This is a genomic window from Streptomyces sp. BHT-5-2 (assembly GCF_019774615.1).
In the GTDB taxonomy this organism is placed as follows: domain Bacteria; phylum Actinomycetota; class Actinomycetes; order Streptomycetales; family Streptomycetaceae; genus Streptomyces.
In genome coordinates this window covers 1,409,708-1,427,903 of sequence record NZ_CP081497.1, presented here as the reverse complement: position 1 = coordinate 1,427,903, position 18,196 = coordinate 1,409,708, and the positions used below count along the sequence as shown (strand labels likewise).

The window sequence follows — 18,196 nt, the reverse complement described above, 5'->3', positions numbered from 1 at the left end:
GCTTGTCCGAAGCGGCGTAATCCGCGGGGGCGTCTCTCCGTGGTGGAGTCCGGGGCGGGGTGGGCCCTGCCGCGTCCCGCTGGCCACTACTCCCCCGCGCCCCCCGACGTCGCCTTCAGCGCCAGCCACAGCTCCATCCGGACGTCCGGGTCGTCCAGCGAGCGGCCCAGGATCTCCTCGACGCGGCGCATGCGGTAGCGCAGGGTGTGGCGGTGGACGCCCAGGTCGGCGGCGGCCGCGTCCCACTGGCCGTGCCGGGCGAGCCAGGCGCGCAGCGACGCCACCAGGTCGCCGCGGCCGGTCGCGTCGTGTTCGCGCAGCGCCCGCAACAGCCCGTCGGCGAAGGCCCGGACCGCGTCGTCGGCGAGCAGCGGCAGGACCGAGCCGGCCGCCACGTCCTCGTGTTCCACCAGGGTGCGGCCGCGCCGGCGGGCGACCGAGAGCGCCTGCTCGGCCTGGCGGTAGGCGTTGGCGGCGGCCATCGTGCCGGTGGGTGCGGAGAGGCCGACGGCCAGGCCCTCGCCCTCCCGGCGGGCGCCGTTCCGGGAGTTGCGGCCGCGCGGGCGCGACTGCTCGCCCAGGCGGGCGTCGGTCGCGGCGGCGAACGCGGTACAGGCGTCCGCGGCCGCGCCGCCGTCCGCGACCAGCACGACCAGACGGCCGCCGTCCGGTACGGCCAGCACCGCCTCGCCGGTGCGGGCGGCGGCGGACTCCATGGCGTCGGCCAGCGCCTCCAGGGCGGACGCGGCGCCGGCGGCCGGAGGCGAGGGCGGTCCCCCCTTGCCGAACGGGGTCGGGAGCTTGGCGGAGGACGGCTGCTCGTCGGCGGGCACCGGCTCGGCCACCACCATCCGGAACGGGGCGTCCAGCAGCCCTCCGTAGAGCCGCCCGGCCACCGCCCGGGCGTGGTCCGGCTCGCCGGCCAGCAGCATCTTCAGGACCGCGGCGCCCAGCCGCTGCTCGGCGTCCTGGAGCGCCCGGGACCGCTCGGTGGTCAGGGTCAGCAGCGCGACCGCCGAGTGCACCGCGTAGCGCGCGGCGGTGCCCAGCGGCGCGTCGGTCCCGACGGCGAGCACGCCGCGGGCCCGGCGGCCGGTGCCCAGCGACTGGAGTTCCACCCGGTCGTCGCCGTCGGTGTCGCTGACGACGGAGCTGGCGGGCGCGGGCCGTTCGCGCAGCCGCGCCACGTCCTCGGCGAGCCGGGAGGCACGCCGCGCGGCCCAGTCGGGGGCGGCCGCCACCACTGCTCCCGACGCGTCGTAGAGCGCCGCCCAGCCGCCCAGGTGCGCCGCGAGCCGGGCCAGCAGCTCGGCCGGGCCCTCGGTGCCGAGCGCCGCGCGGGTCAGCTCCCGCTGCGCCTCGAAGCCGGCGGTGACCGCGCGGTACTGGTCGGCCGCCACGGCCGCCGACACCGCCTTGCTGATCGCGATGAACGGCGTGCGGCGGGGCACGCCCAGCAGTGGCAGGTGGTGCCGGCGGGCCGCCTCGACCAGCGCCTCCGGCACGCCTTCGTAGTTCACCCCGATCGCGAACCCCAGCCCGACCACACCGGCCTCGGCGACCCGCCGCACATAGCGGTCGGCGGTCTCCGGATCCGCCGCGTCCAGCTTGAGCGCGGTGATCAGCAGCAGCTCGCCGCCCTCCATGTACGGCACCGGGTCGATCAGCTCGCTGGCGTGCGCCCAGCGCACCGGGGCGTCCAGCCGGTCCTCGCCCGCGAGCACGGTCAGCTTGAGCGCGGTGTGGTTGACCAGGGAGGCGAGGGTGTGCGGCATGAGACCTTCGGTGGCTCCGGCGGACGGCACGACCGCGACCGGCCGCCGAGTACCGCTGCCGGCCTCCTGCCGGCTCCCGCCGATCGTCCGCGCCGCCCGCATGAACGGCTGACGTGTACGCCGCCCTGTATGAACGGCTGCTGTCGATTCTGCCTCAGCGGAGGGTTTGGAGAACACTCCCCGACCCCGGCCATCCGGGGACACCCGGCGCCGGGGCGAACACGAACGCCTGCGCCCCGGACGCTCAGCCGCGGAGGTCGACGAGGACGGGCGGGGCGTGCTCGCCCTCGACCGTGGTCACCGACAGCACCGCATGGCCGGCCGGGAGCGCGTTCGCGAGGTCGGAGGCGGACCAGCGTTCGCGCTCGACGGTGCGGACGGTGATGGCCTTGGAGGTGGCCGCCTTGCCCGTGACCAGTTGGCGGACGATGTGGAACGCCTTCATCCCGGCACCGTGCGCAATGATTTGACGGTCCGTCACATCACGGGTCTCCACCCATTCCTTGCCCCACACCTCGGCGAACGGTGCCCCGTCCCAGGGCGTGACGCCCGCGAACGCCATCCGGCAGCCGACCGAGCCGAGCAGCGCGCTGCGCAGCGCCTCGGGGACGTCGTCCAGCGAGCGCAGGGTCAGCACGGCCCCGGCGTTGGCCGAGCGGAGGCGCTGGAGACCGCGCAGCGCCTCCGCCGTGATGGTGTGCGCGGCCTCGTCGAGGACCAGGCAGGCGAACAGCGAGCGGTCCGCACGGGCCACCGCGCACTCGGTGAACTGCGCCAGGACCAGCCGGGCCAGGATCCGGGACGCCTCGGCATGGCCGCGTTCGGGCAGCTCGACACGGACCCGGAGGGGGTGGTCCAGGGCGCGCAGCGAGACCTGCCGGGTGGCTCCGGTGGGGTCGAAGAAGTCCGCGAAGGCCGGGCGGTCGAGGAGCGCGATCCGGTCCGCGAGGAGGAGGGCGACGTCGCCGGGACGCTCGGACTGCCGGGCGCGGGCGTCGAGTTCGCGCAGCAGGGTGTGGTCGCCGGCCGCTTCCAGGGCCGTCCGCAGCGCGGTCACCGCCTGCGGCGCGCCGTCCAGCAGCTCGCGCAGCTCGGGCACGGTCGGGAAGCGGTCGTGCGCGGCGCGGAACGGGCCGAGCACCTGGGCCAGCGCGGTCGCGGCGCGCCGGCTGTCACCGCCGGGGAGCTGCTCGGCGAGGTCGCCGACGAGCGCCTCGGCCAGGATGCCGGCCGCCTCGTCGGGGTCGGTGGTGCCCCCGTAGAGGTCCAGATCGCAGTCCGGATCGGGGCGGCCGATCCGCACCACCACGTCGAACGCGTCGTCGGGGCCGGGCGCGGAACCGGCCGGGCCGACGGCGACCACCGCGCACTGACCGGCCAGTGCCTGCAGGCACATCGCCTCCACCACCGGGCGGACGAGCCGGGTGGTCTTGCCGCTCCCGGCGGGCCCGACCGCCAGCAGCGAGGTGCCCAGCACCCGGGGCTCCAGGGCGCTGCCGGTGCCCCGGTGCTGGTACGGGTTGCGCGGATGCTCGGCGGCGGTGCCGATCCGCACCTGGTGGGCGAGCAGGTCGTGCCGGGCGGTGCGCCTGGCCAGGTCGCGCTGCCCGGAGGGGTGGGCGCAGGCCGCGGCGCCGTGCCGCAGCACGGTGTCGGTGAAGGAGGCCAGGGAGTTGCGCCCGGAGCGCACCGAACGCCAGGCCCGTGAAATGCGCGCCACGTCCACGTCGTTCATGACACCGGCACGGGCCTCGGCGGCGAGCCTGTCGGCGGCGTCCGGCGCACCGTGGGCCCGGAGTTCGGGCCACTGCGCGGGGTCGCTGGCCGGTTGCGGCTTGGCGGCGGGGGCATGGGCGCCAAGGCGGCGCAGGAGGGGCAGGACGAACCGGCGGAACAACTCCGGCCAGCGGCCCAGACGGCCGAAGACGAACGCGATCCCGAGGATCCACAGCCCGTAGTAGGCGTTGCTGAGCACCAGGTAGGCCGTGTGGTCTCCGGACGTCTGCGCCGCTGCCCAGGAGTCCGGCCGCAGGAGTTGGAGAGGCCAGTACCAGTAGGGGCCGAGATAGCCGTTCCACAGGAGCGACCACAACAGCCACCCGCACAGGAAGGAAATGATCGCCCCGGTGATCAGTTGCCTGGCCGGGACCCGGTCGGGTTCCTCCGCCGCTCGCGGCCGGTGCCCGTACGTCCAGACCCCGGGCGCCGCGGCCGGTCGCGGCATGCGCAGCCAACTCAGCAGCGACGGCTGCCCCCCGCCGGGTCCGGCAACGCCGGGCGGGGTGGATGGCATGGCCGGCGCCCCCGGCGGCACAGCCGGAGGCGACGGCGTACGCGGAGCCGCGGGACGCGGCACGGCGGCTTCGCCTCGATGTGCTCCGCCGGACGGCTGCGGAGCGGTGTGCTGTGCGTCCTGCGTGCCCTCGGTGTCCATCCGGTGCCCCTTGTCCCCCTTGAGACATGGCCTGCCGCGTCGGTTGCCGGCCTGCCGTTGTCATGCCCGCGCGGGCACGCCGTCGCCGGGCGTGCCGCCGCTCAATTTACTGGCCGCGCCGCGTCGCTATGTCCGGTGCGGACAACGCAACACGCGCACTTCTCCCGAACGGAACATGCCACACCTGCCCCACCGCCCCTAACCTGCGAGAACAAGACCTCTGTACGTCCGTGTTCCACCCCAGGAGACTGCCATGACCGAACTGTCCGGAGGGCCCGCCCTCCCCCAGGAGCGTCGCGTCGTCACCGCGATCCCCGGCCCCAAGTCCCAGGAGCTGTGGGCCCGCAAGCAGGAGACCGTGGCCGCCGGTGTCGGCGCGGTGCTGCCCGTCTTCGTCAAGCGCGCGGGCGGCGGTGTGCTGGAGGACGTGGACGGCAACTCCCTGATCGACTTCGGCTCCGGTATCGCGGTGACCTCGGTCGGCAACAGCGCGGAGGCCGTGGTCCGCCGGGCCGCCGCGCAGCTCGCGGACTTCACCCACACCTGTGCGATGGTGACGCCGTACGAGCCGTACGTCGAGGTCTGTGAGCAGCTGGCCGAGCTGACGCCGGGCGACCACGCGAAGAAGTCGGCGCTGTTCAACTCCGGCGCGGAGGCGGTCGAGAACGCCGTCAAGATCGCCCGCGCGTACACCAAGCGCCAGGCGGTCGTCGTGTTCGACCACGGCTACCACGGCCGGACGAACCTCACGATGGCGCTGACCGCGAAGAACATGCCGTACAAGCACGGCTTCGGCCCGTTCGCGCCCGAGGTCTACCGCGTGCCGCTGGCCTACCCCTACCGCTGGCTGACCGGCCCGGAGAACTGCGCGCAGGAGGCCGCCGACCAGGTGATCACGCAGATCACCAAGCAGATCGGCGCGGAGAACGTCGCGGCGATCATCATCGAGCCGTTGCTCGGCGAGGGCGGCTTCATCGAGCCGGCCAGGGGCTTCCTCCCGGCCGTCGCGAACTTCGCGAAGGAGAACGGGATCGTCTTCGTCGCGGACGAGATCCAGTCCGGCTTCTGCCGCACCGGCCAGTGGTTCGCGTGCGAGGACGAGGGTGTCGTCCCGGACCTCATCACCACCGCCAAGGGCATCGCGGGCGGCCTGCCGCTGGCCGCCGTCACCGGCCGCGCCGAGATCATGGACGCCGCGCACGCGGGCGGCCTGGGCGGCACCTACGGCGGCAACCCGGTGGCCTGCGCCGCCGCGCTCGGCTCGATCGAGACCATGCGCGAGCTGGACCTGAACGCCAAGGCCCGGCGGATCGGCGAGGTCATGAAGGCCCGCCTGAACGCCATCGCGGAGAAGTACGACATCGTCGGCGAGGTCCGCGGCCGCGGCGCGATGATCGCGATCGAGCTGGTCAAGTCCGGTTCCAAGGACCCGAACCCGGAGGCCACCGCGGCGCTCGCCAAGGCGTGCCACCAGGAGGGCCTGCTGGTGCTGACGACCGGTACGTTCGGCAACGTGCTGCGCTTCCTGCCGCCGCTGGTCATCGGCGAGGACCTGCTGAACGAGGGTCTGGACATCCTGGAGTCGGCGTTCGGCACGCTCTGAGCGGGAGCGGCCTTCCGGACGCGGCCCGGGGTGCGGCGCAGGCCGTGTCCCGGGCCGCGCCCCGTTCCCACCCCGTGAAGAAGATGTGCGGGGGCAATGGCGGGCGCGTGATGCGGCTTACGGGCCGCGCTTCCGGTGCCGTACGGTTTCTGCAGATGAGAGAAACACCCCGCCCGCAGGGGACTGCGGGCGGCGCCCGGTCGGCGCTTCCCGGCTTCGACCCGGCTGTGCCCTCGCGCACACCACCGGGACCCCTGGCACGGGGGCTCCGGGAATCCTCACCGATCGGATGTCCGCCCGCCCCAGACCCCCCGGGGCGCGCGGCACACCGGTCCTCGCGGTCGCTCCGGAGCCACCCCCCCTGTTCCGGAGCGACCGCATTTTTGCGTCATGGGCGCTTCATGAGGTGCTCTGTGGAATGGGTTCACGGAGTGGTTCATGAAGTGCTCGACGAGGTGTTGTGCGGGGCGGGGCCGATGCGCGGCCCTGACGAGGCGTGGCTGAAGGGGTGCGGTTGATGGGGTGGGGTTCCCGGCGTTTCTGCGGGGCGCGGGCGGTTCGGCGGTACGGCCTGGTCGCGCTGTGCAGTGCGCTGCTCTTCGGGCTGGTCACCTGGCAGGTGGCGGCCGATGGTGCGGTGCGCGGGCTCGACGAGCGGCTGGGCCGCGGGGTGGCGGGCAGTGCCGTACCCGGGCCGCTCGCCCAGTTCTTCGCCGACCTGGGCGAGGCGACGGTGGCGCTGCCGGTGCTGCTGGCGGCGGCCGGGTGGACGGTGTGGCGGACCCGCCGCGGGCCGGGGCGGGTGTGGTCGGCGCCGGTCGCCGCCGTGGGCGCGCTGGCCGCCGTGCCGGCCCTCGTCGTCCCGTTCAAGGTGTGGCTGGACCGGCCGGGGCCGCCCCGGATGGCCGGTGTCCACGAGGGGTTCTATCCGTCGGGGCACGGGGCGACGGCGGCCGTGGCGTACGGGCTGGTGGCGCTGCTGCTGCTCCGGGCGCACGCGGGGCGGCGGCGCCTCGCCGGGATCCGCGTCGCACGGCTGGTCGTGGCGGGGACCGGGCTGCTCAACGCGGGCGTCGGACTCGGACTGGTGCGGCAGGGCTACCACTGGCCGCTGGACGTGCTCGGCGGCTGGTGTCTGGCGGGGGTGCTGCTGCCGCTGTGGTGCATGGTGTGCGACCGGTGGGACAGGTGGGCCGGCGGCCGGGATACGGGTCCGAGGCCGGCACCGGCTGACACCGGCGGCGTCGGGGCCGGCACCGGCTGACACCGGCGAGGTCGGCGGCGACCCGGCAACCGGGCCCGCGCCCCGCCCGTCGTCCTGACCGGCACCCCGCCCGACGCCTCGGACCGCCGGACGGGCTCGCCCCACCCCAGGCCGAGTGATACCTGACAGGCCGTCACTCCTCCGCCCCGCATGGACACTTACGGCACATTGACGGGGTTCACGAAGGTGCCCGGATGGGTGGCGCCGGACTGGTCCAGGATGGCGCCGCCGAAGGGCCACTGGAGCTGGAAGTTCTTCTTCTCGTTCGGCGGGGTGATCAGCACCTGTCCGGGCTCGACCTTCTTGTCGCCCGCGCGGGTGGTGGGCAGCAGGGCGATGGTGAACGTGGTGTGCGCGTTCGGCTTCAGCACCTTCGGCTCCGGCTTCCCGGCCGAGCGGCCGAGGTCCCAGGCGGTGCCGTCGGTGCCCTTGATCTGGACGCCCGGGAAGCCGGAGATGGTGCAGGGGGTGCCGCTGATGTTCTTCAGCCACACGGCGGCGGTCTGCTGCTGGTCGCTCTTCATGTCCGGCACGCCGCCGCCCTCCGAGCCCCAGCCGGCGCGCAGCCCGTCGGTGGTGCAGCGGCCGAGCCGGTTGCCGGACTGGCCCTGGTGACCGCCGTGCACACCGCCGGCGCCCGTGCCGCCGCCGGTGTGCGAGGAGGCGCTGGTCGCGCCGCCGGACCCGCCGGTGGTGCCGCCGGTGGTGCCGGAGCCCTGCGGGTCGGTGCTGCCGGCCCGGGAGCCGGGGTCCGCGGCGGAGGCGGAGGCGGCCGGGGCGGCGCCGGACCCGCCCGTGCCGTTGCAGGCGGTGAGGCCGAGCGCGGCCGTGACGATCAGGCCGGCGACGGCGGCGGTGCGGCCCCGGCGGAGCGTGCTGTGGTGCGACATGGCGTGTCCCCCTCGTGGTCAGGTGCGCGGTATTCCGTTCGCACCACCAACCTGCCGCGGGCCACTGTTGATCCGCTAACACCTGACTAACATCGTCCGGGCCCGGACCAATGCGATCCGGGCGCGGGACCAGGGGACGCGCGAGGGGCGGGCGGTCGCGCGGACCACCCGCCCCGGACGGGCGTCGTCAGGGTCGACCGGTCAGCTGTCGAAGCCCAGGCCGACCTTGTCCATGGCCTTCAGCCACAGGTTGCGCCGGCCGCCGTTCTCGTCGGCGCGGGTCATGGACCACTGGGTGAGGCCGATGCCCAGCGAGCGCACCGGTTCGGGCGGGAACGGCAGCGGCTTGGTCCGCACCATCTCCAGCTCGGTGCGCTCGGTGCGCTCCCCCGCCAGCAGGTCCAGCATCACCTCCGCGCCGAATCGGGTGGCGCCGACGCCGAGCCCGGTGTAGCCGAGCGCGTACGCCGTCCGGCCGCCGTGGGCGGTGCCGAAGAACGCGGAGAAACGGGAGCAGGTGTCGATCGCGCCGCCCCAGGTGTGGGTGAAGCGGATGCCCTCCAACTGCGGGAAGCAGGTGAAGAAGTGCTCGGCGAGCTTGCGGTAGGTGTCCGGGTGGTGGTCGTACTCGGCCCGGACGCCGCCGCCGTAGTGGTAGACGATGTCGTAGCCGCCCCACAGGATGCGGTTGTCGGCGGTGATGCGGAAGTAGTGGAAGTGGTTGGCGCTGTCGCTCAGGCCCGGCCGGTTCTTCCAGCCGACGGCGGCGAGTTGCTCCTCGGTGAGCGGCTCGGTCATCAGCGCGTAGTCGTAGACCGGCGCGACGAACGGGCGGATCCGCTTGACCAGCGGCGGGAAGGCGTTGGTGGCCAGCGCCGCGCGCCGGGCGAAGACCCGGCCGTAGGGGGTGCGGACCGCGATGCCCGCGCCGCGCGAGGACAGCTGGGTGCCGGGAGTGTGCTCGTAGATCCGGACGCCCAGGGCGCGGCAGGCCCGCTTCAGGCCCCAGGCGAGCTTGGCCGGGTGCACCATGGCGACGCCGGTGCGGTCCCACAGGCCGGCCAGGAAGGTGGGCGAGTCGACCTCGGCGCGGACCGCCTCGCGGTCGAGGAACTCGTAGCCGCCCAGGCCCAGTCGGCCGGCCTCCTCGGCCATCTCGCGGAGTTCGCCGACCTGGTGCGGGGCGGTGGCGACGTCGATCTCGCCGGTGCGCTCGAAGTCGCAGTCGATGTCGTGGCGGGCGACCGTGTCCTCGATGGCGTCGAGGTTGCGGGCGCCCAGCTCCTCCAGGGTGGCCAGTTCGCCGGGCCAGCGGGCCAGCCCGTTGCCCAGGCCGTGGGTGAGGGAGGCGGCGCAGAAGCCGCCGTTGCGGCCGGAGGCGGCCCAGCCGACCTCCTGCCCCTCGATGAGGACGACGTCCCGCTGTGGGTCGCGCTCCTTGGCGAGCAGCGCGGTCCACAGGCCGGAGTAGCCGCCGCCGACGACCAGCAGGTCGCAGTGCTCGTCGCCGACGAGGGCGGGCCCGGCGTCCGGCCGGGCCGGGTCCTCCAGCCAGAACGGTGTGAGGGCGGCGTCGGCCAGCGCGTGGACGGGGGAGGGGGTCGGGGCGGACCCCGGGGCCCCCGAAGTGTTCGGCATGGCAGCTCGTGCCATGGTTCTCAGCTCCTCTGGCTGCGTTTACTGCGCTTACTGTGCTTGCTGCGCTTGCGTTGGGTTCCGGCCAGTTGGCCGACGAACACGCACAGGACGGCGACCAGGAACATCGCCGTTCCGATGACGTTGATCTGGACAGGTGTGCCCCGCTGTGCCGATCCCCAGACGAACATGGGGAAGGTCACGGTGGAGCCGGCGTTGAAGTTCGTGATGATGAAGTCGTCGAAGGAGAGCGCGAAGGAGAGCAGGGCGCCGGCGGCGATGCCGGGCGCGGCGATCGGCAGCGTCACCCGCAGGAAGGTCTGCACGGGTGTGGCGTAGAGGTCCTGGGCGGCCTGTTCCAACCGCGGGTCCATGCTCATCACGCGGGCCTTGACGGCGGTGACGACGAAGCTCAGGCAGAACATGATGTGCGCGATCAGGATCGTCCAGAAGCCGAACTGGATGCCCATGTTGAGGAAGAGGGTGGCCAGCGAGGCGGCCATGACGACCTCGGGCATCGCCATCGGCAGGAAGATCAGGGTGTTGACGCCGGCCCGGGCGCGGAAGCGGTAGCGGGCCAGCGCGAACGCGATCATGGTGCCGAGGACGGTCGCGCCGACGGTGGCCCAGACGGCTATCTCCAGGCTCAGCCCGAGCGAGCCGCACATGTCGGCGACGCCGCACGGGTCGGTCCAGGCGTCGGTGGAGAACCGCGTCCACTGGTAGTTGAAGCGCCCGTTGGGCTTGTTGAAGGAGAAGACCATCACCACGACGTTGGGCAGGACCAGGTAGGCCAGGGTGGCCAGTCCCGCCAGGGTGACGAGGTTGCGGCGCAGCCAGCGCAGGGCCTTGGTGGGGGTGTCGGTGGCCGCCATCAGACCAGGTCCTCCGTCCCGGACTTGCGGATGTAGAGCGTGACCATGGCGAGGATGGCCGCCATGAGGATGAAGGAGAGCGCGGCGGCGGTCGGGTAGTCCAGCACCCGCAGGAACTGCGACTGGATGACGTTGCCGATCATCTTCTGGTCCGTGGAGCCCAGCAGTTCGGCGTTGATGTAGTCGCCGGCGGCCGGGATGAAGGTGAGCAGGGTGCCGGCGACGACGCCGGGCATGGACAGCGGGAAGGTGACCCGGCGGAAGGTGGTGGCCGGGCGGGCGTAGAGGTCGCCGGCGGCCTCGTGCAGCCGGGGGTCGATCCGCTCCAGCGAGGTGTACAGCGGCAGCACCATGAACGGCAGGAAGTTGTAGGTCAGACCGCAGACCACCGCCAGCGGGGTGGCCAGCACCCGGTGCCCTTCGGTGATGCCGAGGGCGCCGGTGACGTCGAGGAGGTGGAGCGCGTCGAGCGCGCCGACGACCGGGCCGCCGTCGGCCAGGATCGTCTTCCAGGCCAGGGTGCGGATCAGGAAGCTGGTGAAGAACGGGGCGATGACCAGGATCATCACCAGGTTCCGCCAGCGGCCGGCCTTGAAGGCGATCAGATACGCCAGCGGATAGCCGAGCAGCAGGCAGAGCACGGTGGCGACCGCGGCGTAGCCGACCGAGCGGACGAACTGCGGCCAGTACTCGGCCAGCGCGTCCCAGTAGGTGGCGACGTGCCAGGTGACCTTGAAGCCCTCTTCGAGGGAGCCGGTCTGGAGGGAGGTCGACGCCTGGTAGACGAGCGGGGCGGCGAAGAAGACGACCAGCCAGAGGATGCCGGGGAGCAGCAGCCAGTAGGGGACCAGCCGCTTGCGGGTGGGGGTCCTGCGGAGCGGCAGCGCCTCGTCCTCGGCCTGCTCGTCCGGTGGTGCGGGGGCGGCGGTGGCGGTCATGCGGCCTCCTCGTCGAGGTCCGCACCGGCGTCGCCCGCTGTCCCGGCAAGCAGGGACTGGTCGGCGTCGAGCCCGAAGGTGTGCTCCGGCTCCCAGTGCAGGACGACGTCCGCGCCGGGGACGAGGCGGCCGTCCCGCCCGATGTTCTGCTCGTAGACGGAGAGTTCGCCGACACCGGGGACGTCGACGACGTACTGGGTGGAGACGCCGATGAAGCTGGCGACCTTGACCCGGCCGGTCATCCGGTTGTGGCCCTCGGGGACCGTCCCGGCGTCGTCGGCGTGCGCCAGGGCGACCTTCTCCGGGCGGAAGCCGGCCAGCACCCTGTCGCCCTTGCGGGCCGGGGTGCTGCATCGCCGGGTGGGCAGCCGCAGCGTGGCACCGGCTGCGGCGAGGACGAGTTCCGTGCCGTCGGCCTCGGTGACCTCGGCCGCGACGAGGTTGGAGGTGCCCAGGAAGTTGGCGACGAAGGTGGTGGCGGGGTTCTCGTACAGCTCGGCGGGGGCGCCGAGTTGCTCGACCCGGCCGCCGTTCATCACGGCCACGGTGTCGGCCATCGTCATGGCCTCCTCCTGGTCGTGGGTGACGTGCACGAAGGTGATGCCGACCTCGGTCTGGATGCGCTTGAGCTCCAGCTGCATCTGGCGGCGCAGCTTGAGGTCGAGGGCGCCCAGCGGCTCGTCCAGCAGCAGCACCTGCGGGTGGTTGATCAGCGCGCGGGCGACCGCGACCCGCTGCTGCTGGCCGCCGGAGAGCTGCTGCGGCCGGCGGCGCGCCATCGGGCCGAGCTGGACGAGGTCGAGCATCTCCTCGACCTGCTTCTTGACGGACTTGATGCCGCGGCGGCGCAGTCCGAAGGCGACGTTCTCGAAGATGTCCAGGTGGGGGAAGAGCGCGTAGTTCTGGAAGACGGTGTTGACCGGGCGCTTGTAGGGCGGCAGGGCGGTGACGTCCTGGCCGGAGAGTTCGACCGTGCCGGTGGTGGGCTCCTCCAGGCCGGCGATCATGCGCAGGGTGGTGGTCTTGCCGCAGCCGGAGGCGCCGAGCAGCGCGAAGAAGGACCCGGCGGGGATGGTGAGGTCGAGTGGCTGGACGGCGGTGAAGGAGCCGTAGGTTTTGCTGATCCGGTGCAGGCGGACGTCGCCGCCGCTGCTCTTCGGGGTCTCGGTGGTGGTCATGTGGGTCGTCCCGTGGGTCGGAGGGGGCAGAACGGCTCGGGCGGGACCGGTGGTGCGGACCGGGCGCCGTGGGGCCGGCTCAGGTGCCGGTGAGGTCGGAGAACTTCTGGTTGAACACCCGGTTCTCCAAAGGGGTCAGGGCGCGGAAGGAGTGGGACCGGGCGGTCATCTCCTCGTCCGGCAGGATCAGCGGGTTCTTCGCGAGTTCCGGATCGATCTTCGCGAGTTCCGCGCGCACGCCGTCGACGGGGCAGGCGTAGTTGACGAACGCGGCGAGCCGGGCCGCCACCTTCGGCTCGTAGTAGTAGTCGATGAGCCGTTCGGCGTTCCCCTTGTGGCGGGCCCTGCTGGGCACCATCAGGTTGTCCGTGGAGGTCATGTAGCCGGCCTTGGGGACGGTGTAGCGGATGTGCGGGTTGTCGCTCTGCAGCTGGACGACGTCGCCGGCCCAGGCGACGCACGCGGCGAGGTCGCCCTTGTCCAGGTCACCTGTGTAGTCGTTGCCGGTGAAGCGGCGGATCTGCTTGGTGTCGACGCCCTTCTGGAGCCGGGCGAGCGCGGCGTCGTAGTCGTCGGCGGTGACGTCCTCGGGCCGTTTGCCCATGTCGAGCAGGGTCAGTCCGACGGTGTCGCGCATCTCGGAGAGGAAGCCGACCCGGCCCTTGAGCTGCGGGTCCTCCAGCAGCTGGCTGATCGAGTCGACGCTCCGGCCGCCGGTGGCCTCGGCGTTGTAGGCGATGATCGCGGGGATGCTCTGCCAGACGTAGGAGTGCTTGCGGCCCGGGTCCCAGGTGGGGTTGCGGAACTGCGCCGCGAGGTTGGCCCGGGCGTGCGGGAGGCGGTCCGCGTCCAGCGGCTGGATCCAGCCGAGGGAGATCATCCGGGCGCACATCCAGTCGGTGAGCACGATCAGGTCGCGGCCGGTGTCCTGCCCGCCTGCGAGCTGTGCCTGGATCTTGCCGAAGAACTCGTCGTTGTCGTTGATGTCCTCGGTGTACGTCACGGCGATGCCGGTGCGCCGCCGGAAGGCGTCCAGCGTGGGGTGGCTCCGGCCGTCGTCGCCGACGTCCATGTACTCGGTCCAGTTGGAGAAGTTCAGGCGCTTCTCCGCCCCGGAGCGGTCCACGGTCAGTGCGGCGTCGGTGCGGCCGGCGGGCGCGATCCCGCAGGCCGACAGGGCCGCGCCGCCGCCGACCGCGGCCGCCAGGGCCCCGCCGGCCCGCAGCAGCGAGCGGCGGGTCATGGCCGGGCGGCCGGTGGTCAGGCTGCGGCGCAGGGCGGTGAGCTCGGCCGGGGAGAAGGGGGCCGGGGGTGCGGGCTGCTGCTCGTGGTGTTCCATGCGCGTGGCCTTTCAGGGGTGTGCCCGGCGTGCGGCCGGTGGTGACGGTGGTGCGCGGCCCCGGCCGCGGGCAGGTGGGGCACCCCGGGCGCCCCTCGGAATCGGGTCAGCCGCGGTCCCCGAAGACCGTCCGGTGCCAGTCCTTCGCGACAACCCCGGTGATGTCGTACATCACGTGCTTGACCTGCGTGTACTCCTCGAACGAGTACGACGACATGTCCTTGCCGAAACCGGACGCCTTGGCGCCGCCGTGCGGCATCTCGCTGATGATCGGGATGTGGTCGTTGACCCAGACGCAGCCGGCGTTGATCTCGCGGGTGGCCCGGCCGGTGCGGTAGACGTCCCGGCTCCAGGCGGACGCGGCCAGCCCGTAGGGGGTGTCGTTGGCCAGCGCGATGCCCTCGTCGTCGCTGTCGAAGGGCAGCACGACCAGCACCGGACCGAAGATCTCGGCCTGGACGATCTCGCTGTCCTGCGCGGCGCCGGTGATCAGCGTCGGCCGGTAGTACGCGCCCTTGGCCAGGTCGCCCTGCGGCGCCTCACCGCCGGTGACCACGGTGGCGTAGCCGCGGGCCCGCTCGACGAAGCCGGCCACCCGGTCCCGCTGGGTGTGCGAGATCAGCGGCCCGAGGTCGGTGGACGGGTCGAACGGGTCGCCCACCCGCACGGTCGCCATCAGGTCGGCCACACCGCTGACGAACGCGTCGTACAGCGGCCGTTGTACGTAGGCGCGGGTGGCGGCGGTGCAGTCCTGGCCCGTGTTGATCAGCGCGCCGGCGACCGCCCCGTGGACGGCGGCCTCCAGGTCCGCGTCGTCGAAGACCACGAACGGGGCCTTGCCGCCGAGCTCCAGGTGGAGCCGCTTGACGGTGCCGGTGGCGAGCTCGGCGACCCGCTTGCCGACGGCGGTGGAGCCGGTGAAGGAGGTCATGGCGACGCCGGGGTGGCCGACGAGGTGCTCGCCGGCGTCCCGGCCGGCGCCGGAGACGATGTTGAGGACACCGTCCGGGAGCCCCGCGCGCTGTGCGGACTGCGCGAAGAGCAGCGAGGTCAGCGGGGTGATCTCGGCGGGCTTGAGGACGATGGTGTTGCCCGCGGCGATGGCCGGCAGCACCTTCCAGGCGGCCATCTGGAGCGGGTAGTTCCAGGGCGCGATGGAGCCGACCACGCCGACCGGTTCCCGGCGGATCATGGAGGTGTGGTCGCCGCTGTATTCCGCGGCCGCCCTGCCCTCCAGATGGCGGGCGGCGCCGGCGAAGAACGCGGCGTTGTCGATCGTGCCGGGAACGTCGAACTCGTTGCTGAGCTTGAGCGGCTTTCCGCAGTTGAGGGATTCCGCGGCGGCGAGGTCCGCGGCGTCCTCGGCGAGCGCCGCGGCGAAGCGGTGCAGGGTGTCCGAGCGCTCGGCGGGCGTGGCCCCGGCCCACCCCGGGAAGGCCGCCGCGGCCGCCGCCACCGCGGCGTCCACCTCGTCGGTGCCGGCGAGTTCGTAGCGCAGCACGGTCTCGCCGGTGGCCGGGTCGACGACGTCCTGGGTGCGGCCGGAGGTGCCGCTCCGGAGGCTTCCGGCGATGAATTGCGCGCCCTCGGCGAATCGTTCGGTCACTGCGAATCGCTGGTCCATGGTGCTCTCCTCCGCCGGGCGCCGGGGCCGCTCAGCGGCACTGCCAGGCGTAGCTATTTCCGGAATCGATGGCCGATCCTGGCAGAGCAGAAGGCGACCAACAAGTGATTCCGTTGTTGCCTTTTGGTTACGCGACGAATTCTGCGAATTCAGTAGCCGGGGCGCCCGACACGTTGTCGGTGCCCGCTGACAGAATCCCGGCATGATGCACAACAGCCCGGGGGCCGCCGCCGACCGCACCGCCGACGGCCCGCGCTCCGTCGAGGAGCTGATCGCCCGGACCGCCGGCGGCGAACGGTTCAAGTACGTCTGTTTCTGGGGCCACCGCCCGCCCCGCGGCGGTGGGGTCGGGGCGAGCTGTTTCAGCCAGTGGTGGCCCGCCCCGTTCACCGTCGACGGCGTCCGCTACGCCACCGCCGAGCACTGGATGATGGCCGGCAAGGCCCGCCTGTTCGGGGACGCCGAGGCCGAGCGCCTGGTCCTCGCGGCCGCCCACCCCAAGCAGGCCAAGGACGCCGGGCGGACGGTCCGCGGCTTCGACGAGGAGGTCTGGCGGCAGCACCGCTTCGCCCTCGTCGTCGAGGGCAGCACGCACAAGTTCGGCCAACACCCGGAGCTGCGGAAGTTCCTGCTGGGCACCGGCTCCCGCGTCCTGGTCGAGGCCAGCCCGCTGGACCGGATATGGGGCATCGGCCTCGCCGCCGACGACGCCCGCGCCGCGGACCCGGCCCGTTGGCTCGGGCCGAACCTCCTCGGCTTCGCCCTGATGGCGGCCCGGCAGCAGCTGGCCGAAGAGGCGCAGGGCGCGCCCGACGGGGCGTGACCCCTCCCCCATACGATGGCCGGACCGCACCGTCCGCTCCGCGCACCCTCATCCCGCGCCCCCTCACCCAGGAGGATCCGTTGTCCGACCTCGACGCCTTCATCGCGGGCCTGCCCAAGGCGGAGCTGCACGTCCACCACGTCGGCTCGGCCTCGCCGCGGATCGTCTCCGCGCTGGCCGCCCGGCACCCGGACTCCGTCGTGCCCAGCGACCCCGAGGCGCTCGCCGACTACTTCACCTTCCGCGACTTCGCCCACTTCATCGAGGTCTACCTCTCCGTCGTGGACCTGATCCGCGACGCCGAGGACGTGCGCCTGCTGACGTACGAGGTCGCCCGCGACATGGCCCGCCAGCAGATCCGCTACGCCGAGCTGACCATGACCCCGTTCAGCTCGGTCCGCCGCGGTATCCCGGACGCCGCCTTCGTCGAGGCCATCGAGGACGCCCGGAAGTCGGCCGAGGCCGAGCTGGGCGTGGTGCTGCGCTGGTGCTTCGACATCCCCGGCGAGGCCGGACTGGAAGCCGCCGAGGAGACCGCCCGCATCGCCTGCGAGCTCCAGCCCGAGGGGCTGGTCTCGTTCGGCCTCGGCGGACCCGAAATCGGCGTCCCGCGGCCCCAGTTCAAGCCGTACTTCGACCGGGCCGTCGCCGCCGGGCTGCGCTCCGTCCCGCACGCCGGCGAGACCACCGGCCCCGGCACGATCTGGGACGCCCTGACCGACCTGCGCGCCGAGCGGATCGGCCACGGCACCAGCGCCACCCAGGACCCCGCGCTGCTGGCCCACCTCGCCGAGCACCGCATCCCGTTGGAGGTCTGCCCGACGTCCAACATCGCCACCCGCGCGGTGCGCACCCTGGAGGAGCACCCGGTGAAGGAGATGGTCGACGCCGGCGTCCTGGTCACCATCAACAGCGACGACCCCCCGATGTTCGGCACCGACCTCAACACCGAATACGCCATCGCCGCCCGCCTGTTGGGCCTGGACACCACCGGCGTCGCCACCCTCGCCAGGAACGCGGTCACCGCCTCCTTCATGGACGACACCGCCAAGGCCCGCCTCACGGCCGAGATCGACACCTACGCGGCGAAGTGGAGCGCCGCCTAGCCGAGATCGCCGCCTGGCCGGCATCCGGCCGGGCGGGGCCGTCGGCGGCGACCGGGCCATGGGGCCCGCGGCGGGCGCCGCCTCACGCCCCGACCAGCCGCCGCGCCACCCCGTGGGAGAGGACGGTGGCGGCGGCCGCGAGGGCGATGCCCCGTGCCGCGCCGCCCGGGGTCGCGGGCCGCAGCACTCCGGCCCGCCGCAGCCGGCCCCGGGCCCAGAGCGTGAAGGGGACGACGATCACGGGCGAGGTGGCCGATCCCGGTGCGTAGCCGCGGACGGCGGCGGCCTGCGCGAGGTGCATCAGACCGTGCAGCCCGAAGCCGTCCAGCATCGCCTGGAAGTACGCCGACCGGCCGCCGGTGCGGTGCCCGCGCACCGCCGCGCCGGCCACGATGACCGCCATCACCCCCACCGCCGCCGTGAACTCCCGCTCGGTGACGCCCTCCATGGCCCGCCACACCCGCTCGGGCACCCTGGGGAACCGTTTCCGCAGCGCCGGTACGTTCTCCCGCACCCAGCGCGGCCCGAACGCCACCTCCTCGGCGTCGTGCAGCGCCCAGGCGGCGAACAGCCCCAGCGTGACGGCCGCCGGGACACCCGCCGGCGCGGCGGCCCGCTCTCGTGGGGAACGCCGGGAACACGGAGACGGCTTCGACGGCAGCACGGGAACCGGCGGCCACACTCTCTCGGGCGACATGACTCCGGAGTCTGA

14 protein-coding genes are annotated in these 18,196 nt (G+C 73.2%); 4 read left to right on the top strand and 10 right to left on the bottom strand.

Annotated elements, in window-relative coordinates:
* Positions 1-86: 86 nt before the first annotated feature.
* Positions 87-1,775, bottom strand: coding sequence for a PucR family transcriptional regulator (locus tag K2224_RS34245; RefSeq protein WP_221911023.1), 1,689 nt, complete (start codon positions 1,773-1,775; stop codon positions 87-89).
* Between the two features lie 244 nt (positions 1,776-2,019).
* On the bottom strand, positions 2,020-4,209 hold the full coding sequence (locus K2224_RS34240) for an ATP-binding protein (RefSeq protein WP_221911022.1): 2,190 nt from the start codon (positions 4,207-4,209) through the stop codon (positions 2,020-2,022).
* A 253-nt stretch (positions 4,210-4,462) separates the two neighbouring features.
* On the opposite strand from K2224_RS34240, the gene gabT reads away from it, so the two are divergent.
* Complete coding sequence (gene gabT / locus K2224_RS34235) at positions 4,463-5,812, top strand: 4-aminobutyrate--2-oxoglutarate transaminase (RefSeq protein WP_221911021.1); 1,350 nt, start codon at positions 4,463-4,465, stop codon at positions 5,810-5,812.
* Between the two features lie 517 nt (positions 5,813-6,329).
* On the top strand, positions 6,330-7,076 hold the full coding sequence (locus tag K2224_RS34230) for a phosphatase PAP2 family protein (protein WP_221911020.1): 747 nt from the start codon (positions 6,330-6,332) through the stop codon (positions 7,074-7,076).
* Between the two features lie 158 nt (positions 7,077-7,234).
* On the opposite strand, the gene K2224_RS34225 is transcribed toward K2224_RS34230, so the two are convergent.
* The 7 genes from K2224_RS34225 to K2224_RS34195 form a co-directional block, all read right to left on the bottom strand.
* Positions 7,235-7,966, bottom strand: a complete 732-nt coding sequence (locus K2224_RS34225; protein ID WP_221911019.1) for a DUF4232 domain-containing protein — start codon at positions 7,964-7,966, stop codon at positions 7,235-7,237.
* Between the two features lie 201 nt (positions 7,967-8,167).
* The gene (locus K2224_RS34220) at positions 8,168-9,619 is read right to left on the bottom strand and encodes an NAD(P)/FAD-dependent oxidoreductase (RefSeq protein ID WP_399020890.1); all 1,452 of its coding nucleotides are present in this window, start codon (positions 9,617-9,619) and stop codon (positions 8,168-8,170) included.
* A 5-nt stretch (positions 9,620-9,624) separates the two neighbouring features.
* A complete protein-coding gene (locus K2224_RS34215; protein ID WP_221911018.1) occupies positions 9,625-10,476 on the bottom strand; it encodes an ABC transporter permease in 852 nt (283 codons plus the stop codon).
* Positions 10,476-11,414 (bottom strand): ABC transporter permease, encoded by a 939-nt coding sequence (locus K2224_RS34210; RefSeq protein ID WP_221911017.1) that lies wholly within the window; start codon positions 11,412-11,414, stop codon positions 10,476-10,478. Before K2224_RS34210 ends, K2224_RS34215 begins: the two co-directional genes overlap by 1 nt.
* Positions 11,411-12,592, bottom strand: a complete 1,182-nt coding sequence (locus K2224_RS34205) for an ABC transporter ATP-binding protein (RefSeq protein ID WP_221911016.1) — start codon at positions 12,590-12,592, stop codon at positions 11,411-11,413. Before K2224_RS34205 ends, K2224_RS34210 begins: the two co-directional genes overlap by 4 nt.
* Before the next feature lie 79 nt (positions 12,593-12,671).
* Positions 12,672-13,931 carry a spermidine/putrescine ABC transporter substrate-binding protein gene (locus K2224_RS34200; protein ID WP_221911015.1) on the bottom strand — a complete coding sequence of 420 codons (1,260 nt, stop codon included), beginning with the start codon at positions 13,929-13,931 and terminating at the stop codon, positions 12,672-12,674.
* 106 nt (positions 13,932-14,037) lie between these two features.
* Positions 14,038-15,555 carry a gamma-aminobutyraldehyde dehydrogenase gene (locus tag K2224_RS34195; protein ID WP_221911014.1) on the bottom strand — a complete coding sequence of 506 codons (1,518 nt, stop codon included), beginning with the start codon at positions 15,553-15,555 and terminating at the stop codon, positions 14,038-14,040.
* A 202-nt stretch (positions 15,556-15,757) separates the two neighbouring features.
* Between K2224_RS34195 and K2224_RS34190 the strand changes: the two genes are divergently transcribed.
* Both K2224_RS34190 and K2224_RS34185 read left to right on the top strand, forming a co-directional pair.
* Positions 15,758-16,378, top strand: a complete 621-nt coding sequence (locus K2224_RS34190) for an NADAR family protein (protein WP_221911013.1) — start codon at positions 15,758-15,760, stop codon at positions 16,376-16,378.
* Between the two features lie 80 nt (positions 16,379-16,458).
* Positions 16,459-17,484 carry an adenosine deaminase gene (locus K2224_RS34185; RefSeq protein ID WP_221911012.1) on the top strand — a complete coding sequence of 342 codons (1,026 nt, stop codon included), beginning with the start codon at positions 16,459-16,461 and terminating at the stop codon, positions 17,482-17,484.
* 82 nt (positions 17,485-17,566) lie between these two features.
* Here the strand turns inward: K2224_RS34185 and K2224_RS34180 are convergent, their stop codons facing one another.
* The gene (locus tag K2224_RS34180; RefSeq protein ID WP_221911011.1) at positions 17,567-18,181 is read right to left on the bottom strand and encodes an HXXEE domain-containing protein; all 615 of its coding nucleotides are present in this window, start codon (positions 18,179-18,181) and stop codon (positions 17,567-17,569) included.
* Between the last annotated feature and the right edge of the window lie 15 nt (positions 18,182-18,196).

Excerpts from the sequence above, each read along its gene's own strand:
- K2224_RS34245 (WP_221911023.1), bottom strand. The coding sequence starts at position 1,775 with ATGCCGCACACCCTCGCCTCCCTGGTCAACCACACCGCGCTCAAGCTG.
- K2224_RS34240 (WP_221911022.1), bottom strand. The coding sequence starts at position 4,209 with ATGGACACCGAGGGCACGCAGGACGCACAGCACACCGCTCCGCAGCCG.
- gabT (WP_221911021.1), top strand. The coding sequence starts at position 4,463 with ATGACCGAACTGTCCGGAGGGCCCGCCCTCCCCCAGGAGCGTCGCGTC.
- K2224_RS34230 (WP_221911020.1), top strand. The coding sequence starts at position 6,330 with ATGGGGTGGGGTTCCCGGCGTTTCTGCGGGGCGCGGGCGGTTCGGCGG.
- K2224_RS34225 (WP_221911019.1), bottom strand. The coding sequence starts at position 7,966 with ATGTCGCACCACAGCACGCTCCGCCGGGGCCGCACCGCCGCCGTCGCC.
- K2224_RS34220 (WP_399020890.1), bottom strand. The coding sequence starts at position 9,619 with ATGGCACGAGCTGCCATGCCGAACACTTCGGGGGCCCCGGGGTCCGCC.
- K2224_RS34215 (WP_221911018.1), bottom strand. The coding sequence starts at position 10,476 with ATGGCGGCCACCGACACCCCCACCAAGGCCCTGCGCTGGCTGCGCCGC.
- K2224_RS34210 (WP_221911017.1), bottom strand. The coding sequence starts at position 11,414 with ATGACCGCCACCGCCGCCCCCGCACCACCGGACGAGCAGGCCGAGGAC.
- K2224_RS34205 (WP_221911016.1), bottom strand. The coding sequence starts at position 12,592 with ATGACCACCACCGAGACCCCGAAGAGCAGCGGCGGCGACGTCCGCCTG.
- K2224_RS34200 (WP_221911015.1), bottom strand. The coding sequence starts at position 13,931 with ATGGAACACCACGAGCAGCAGCCCGCACCCCCGGCCCCCTTCTCCCCG.
- K2224_RS34195 (WP_221911014.1), bottom strand. The coding sequence starts at position 15,555 with ATGGACCAGCGATTCGCAGTGACCGAACGATTCGCCGAGGGCGCGCAA.
- K2224_RS34190 (WP_221911013.1), top strand. The coding sequence starts at position 15,758 with ATGATGCACAACAGCCCGGGGGCCGCCGCCGACCGCACCGCCGACGGC.
- K2224_RS34180 (WP_221911011.1), bottom strand. The coding sequence starts at position 18,181 with ATGTCGCCCGAGAGAGTGTGGCCGCCGGTTCCCGTGCTGCCGTCGAAG.